General features: G+C 78.0%; 1 protein-coding gene. It reads left to right on the plus strand.

Annotated features, from left to right (window positions below):
- Nucleotides 1-364, plus strand: a 364-nt coding sequence (locus tag rosag_RS25370) for an RICIN domain-containing protein (RefSeq protein WP_284352991.1), incomplete at both ends; no start/stop codon positions are given.

The following is a 364-nucleotide window of genomic DNA, read 5'->3' on the forward strand; positions in this document are numbered from 1 at the left end:
GCGGTGCCTGAACGTCGCCGGCGCCGCGACGAACGCCGGGGCGCCGGTGATCGTCTACGACTGCGCCGGGGGCGTGGCGAACGAGCGCTGGAGCGTGGGCGCGGTGGGCCAGGCGCAGGAGGTGCGCGTCTACGGCACGCTCTGCCTGGCGGCCGGCACGGGGGCCGCGGGGCAGCTGGCGAGCACCGCGTGGTGCACGGGCACGGCGGCGCAGCGCTGGACGCTGACGAGCACCGGCACGCTGCAGAACGCGGCGTCGGGGGCCTGCCTGACGACGGCCAACAACGCGACGGCCAACGACACGCGGGCGGTGCTGGGCGCCTGCACGGCGGCGTCGGCCCGCTGGACCGTGCTGGCGACCCCC

The sequence above is a fragment of the Roseisolibacter agri genome (assembly GCF_030159095.1).
Lineage (GTDB): Bacteria > Gemmatimonadota > Gemmatimonadetes > Gemmatimonadales > Gemmatimonadaceae > Roseisolibacter > Roseisolibacter agri.